The 3,251-nt window shown below is 42.1% G+C and carries 5 protein-coding genes; 3 read left to right on the top strand and 2 right to left on the bottom strand.

Annotated features, from left to right (window positions below; all coding sequences use genetic code 11):
- Positions 1 to 747: sulfite exporter TauE/SafE family protein (locus AC1MDJ_RS07235; protein WP_479690256.1), on the top strand; the 747-nt coding region annotated here is incomplete at its 5' end.
- Here AC1MDJ_RS07235 and kdsB read toward each other — a convergent pair.
- Entirely contained in the window at positions 734 to 1,468 is a 735-nt protein-coding gene (kdsB, locus tag AC1MDJ_RS07230) for a 3-deoxy-manno-octulosonate cytidylyltransferase (protein WP_479690255.1), read from the bottom strand. The two genes, AC1MDJ_RS07235 and kdsB, sit on opposite strands and share 14 nt — an antisense overlap.
- Before the next feature lie 97 nt (positions 1,469 to 1,565).
- Between kdsB and AC1MDJ_RS07225 the strand changes: the two genes are divergently transcribed.
- Together AC1MDJ_RS07225 and AC1MDJ_RS07220 are read left to right on the top strand one after the other, a co-directional pair.
- The gene (locus AC1MDJ_RS07225) at positions 1,566 to 2,294 is read left to right on the top strand and encodes an ABC transporter ATP-binding protein (protein ID WP_479690254.1); all 729 of its coding nucleotides are present in this window, start codon (positions 1,566 to 1,568) and stop codon (positions 2,292 to 2,294) included.
- Positions 2,295 to 2,588: 294 nt separating this feature from the next.
- Entirely contained in the window at positions 2,589 to 2,741 is a 153-nt protein-coding gene (locus tag AC1MDJ_RS07220) for a hypothetical protein (protein WP_479690253.1), read from the top strand.
- Between the two features lie 45 nt (positions 2,742 to 2,786).
- On the opposite strand, the gene AC1MDJ_RS07215 is transcribed toward AC1MDJ_RS07220, so the two are convergent.
- Complete coding sequence (locus AC1MDJ_RS07215; RefSeq protein WP_479690252.1) at positions 2,787 to 3,026, bottom strand: antitoxin; 240 nt, start codon at positions 3,024 to 3,026, stop codon at positions 2,787 to 2,789.
- Positions 3,027 to 3,251 lie beyond the last annotated feature (225 nt).

Genomic DNA, 3,251 nt, shown 5'->3' with positions numbered 1-3,251 from the left:
GGAGGCATTATTATAGTGCCATTACTGAATATAGTCTTTGAGCTTCCTATACACGAAGCTGTAGCTACCTCTCTTGCAATAGTTGTCGCTAATAGTATTATCACATCTAGCAAATATATTGCCAGTGGCTTTGCTAATCTGCGTTTGGGGCTTTTGATTGCCTTATTCAGCATCACAGGCTCTATGCTAGGTGGCACGATTAGCGTAAACGTATCGGGCAGGGTAATATATCTAGTGCTGGGTTCCTCCCAGATAATCACATTGATATTTATGCTCTTAAAGAAACGACTACAAAGAAGCATTATGCCTGACGGGGCAGGAATAATGCCCGCAGAGTATTACGACCCTGCAACTAACAGCATTGTTAAATATAGTCTATATAATATTCCTGTAATACTAGGAATATCAAGCATTGCGGGAGTTCAGTCTGGTATGGTAGGCGTTGGTGGCGGAGTTATAATAGTGCCCGCTATGAACATATTATCAGCTATGCCTATGAAAGCCTCTACCTGTACTAGCACGGTTACTATGGGTTTCACCGCTGCGGGCGGAGCTATAATATACTTTTTAAGTGGCTATACCAGACCTGATATAATGGCGATAATGTTGCCTGCAATACTTATCGGCTCTGCCATATCTATCCGCCTAGTTGGTAAAACTAGCAATGAGACTATCAATAAGGCGTTTATGGTATTTTTATTCGTTGTCGCCTGTCAAATGCTCTATAAGGGCTTTACTGCACAGTAGCAAGCTGTCTAGCGTAGCTTTCAGCCGTCGCAAAGTCTTCGGGCGTATCAACTGAAATAGGAGAGTAGTGGGTTTTTATAACCTTGATTCTCTCCCCGTTCTCTAACGCCCGCAACTGTTCCAGCCGTTCAGCACTTTCAAGTGGGGTAGCGGGCAGGTGGGCATATTTTAATAAAAAGTCTCTGCGGTAGCCGTATATACCGATATGCCGATAGCGAATAGGGTGAACGTTGCCGTCTCTATCGGCAGGTAGTGGCAACCTTGAAAAATATAGTGCATAATCGTTAGCGTCTAGCACAACCTTTACGTGGGCGGGGTTGTTAGCGTCAGCGTCATTTTCAAACGGAACGCATGCGGTAGCCATATTTAGTCTAGGGTTGGTTTCAAGCGTTTCTATCAGCTCGTTTATTAAGGCAGGCGGGATAAATGGCTCATCCCCTTGTACGTTGATAATTATATCCTCGTTTATATCCTTTGCGGCGTAGGCTATCCTGTCTGTGCCAGTCGCGATGTCTGACGGGGTCATAACACTGCGGATGGCTAAATGTGCGGTTGCTTTGATTACCTCGTTATTATCGGTTGCTATGCATACCACATCTGCTCGCGATTGTTTGCACTGCTCTGCTACGCGTGCTATCATCGGAATACCCTCTATTCTAGCAACTATTTTCGCTGGAAAACGTGTTGATGCATACCTAGCTGGGATTATAACAGCACTCATAAATAACACCTCATTTAATATAGACAGTTTAATTACCATATATTATAATTTAATTCAAGGAGATAGCGGATGAATAAAATGATGAGTAAGCTGCCAAATGCTATTATCTATTCATAATATAACTAAACGTTACCGCACATATAACACTCTATTTAGCAGGGATACTGGCTTGGAGTTTATGGCGGTTAACGATGTCTCTTTAGATGTTAAAGAGGGCGTGACATTGGGTATAGTGGGGCAATCAGGTTCTGGAAAAACCACGCTTGCACACATTATGGTAGGGATAATAAAGCCTGATAGCGGAGTAATGCGTTATAACGGCGAACAATATAGTTTGAACAAAAACATTCAGATGGTATTTCAGCACCCCGACACCAGCCTTAATCCACGTTTAACCGTATATTCAATGCTTAAAGATTTACATATAAACAGAACGGAAGCGACACACCTTATGGACATTATAGGGCTTGACAGCTCATACCTGTCCCGCTACCCATCGCAAATGTCTGGCGGAGAAAAACAACGCGTTTCCATTGCACGGGCACTTGCCCTGCACCCTAAGTTGATAATTGCTGACGAACCAGTCTCAAGCCTAGATGTATCAGTTCAAGCACAGATATTAAACCTGATTAAACGGCTGAAGACGGAGTTAAATGTTACGTTCGTGCTCATATCTCACGAACTAGCTGTAGTGTCATGGCTGTGCGACGAGGTCGCTGTCATGCACAAAGGGTGCATAGTAGAACAGGGAAAAGTTGAATACGTGTTAAATAATCCACAAGATAGCTATACCAGAGAACTGCTCGCTACTTCAGCCTTAACCTAACTATTTATTATTTACCCAGTCCAGCATATACTCCATTAGAATAACTCCCGCATTTCCTGTCCAGCCGATAAAGCTAGCATTAGCCTCCGTGAGGGGGCTTTGTTTTAATGGAACTTATGGAACGGGTAAGGGAGGATAAAAAAGCAGGTTTTACCTTGTTTTTTTATAAGATGTTTGCTATAATATAGAGCATGATACATAGAATATATATAGACACTTCGGTTGTTGGTGGCTACTTTGATGACGAATTTAAGCTGGAAACGCAAGCATTGTTTGAGCGACTCAAAAATAGCTATGAAAACGACTAATAACACTAAACAATTTGATTGCATTCAGGTAAAGAATGAGGTGCAAGCCCAAGTGCTCGCAGAAACAAGTGGGATGTCCACGCCTGAGTTGCTAGAGTATTTTAACCATAACAAAACCAACGTGGAACAGGTGGGTTGATAGCCTTAACCTAACTATTATTTACCCAATCCAGCATATATTTCATTAGAATAACTCCCGCTCTTGTGGTAGGGAGTTGTCGCGTTCTAGCTCAAAATCAGGGCAGGGTTCAAACGTTGCAAAAAACTCCCGCCATGACATAGCAGGTTTGGGTGAGATAATCAGTCGCCCATCTTCCTTTGATATATAGACTTCGTTGGTGTCAACACGGAACTTTTTCGGCAGACGGATTGCCTGAGAGCTGCCACTCATAAACACCTTTGCCGTTGCATTTGCCATCGCCATAAAACACCCCCCATAAATCTAATAATATTCTTGTTGATATATGTCAATAGTATATACCATTATTTTTGCCTGTCAACACTAATCAGGGCAATTACGCACTTACTGAATAAAACAGATAAATTATGCTTGACGAAAGCACGTCAAATATGCTCCTGTAATAGCTCATAAGCCAATAAAAAACTTTGTAAATTTAATCAAGGTTATTTTGACACGTTATTTCCCCTT

This window comes from Candidatus Termitispirillum reticulitermitis (assembly GCF_054655775.1).
This window is presented reverse-complemented; position numbering and strand designations above follow the sequence as displayed.

What these genes read in the sequence shown, in the direction of transcription:
- kdsB (WP_479690255.1), bottom strand. Translation starts at nt 1,468, where the DNA reads ATGAGTGCTGTTATAATCCCAGCTAGGTATGCATCAACACGTTTTCCA.
- AC1MDJ_RS07225 (WP_479690254.1), top strand. Translation starts at nt 1,566, where the DNA reads ATGCTATTATCTATTCATAATATAACTAAACGTTACCGCACATATAAC.
- AC1MDJ_RS07220 (WP_479690253.1), top strand. Translation starts at nt 2,589, where the DNA reads ATGAAAACGACTAATAACACTAAACAATTTGATTGCATTCAGGTAAAG.
- AC1MDJ_RS07215 (WP_479690252.1), bottom strand. Translation starts at nt 3,026, where the DNA reads ATGGCGATGGCAAATGCAACGGCAAAGGTGTTTATGAGTGGCAGCTCT.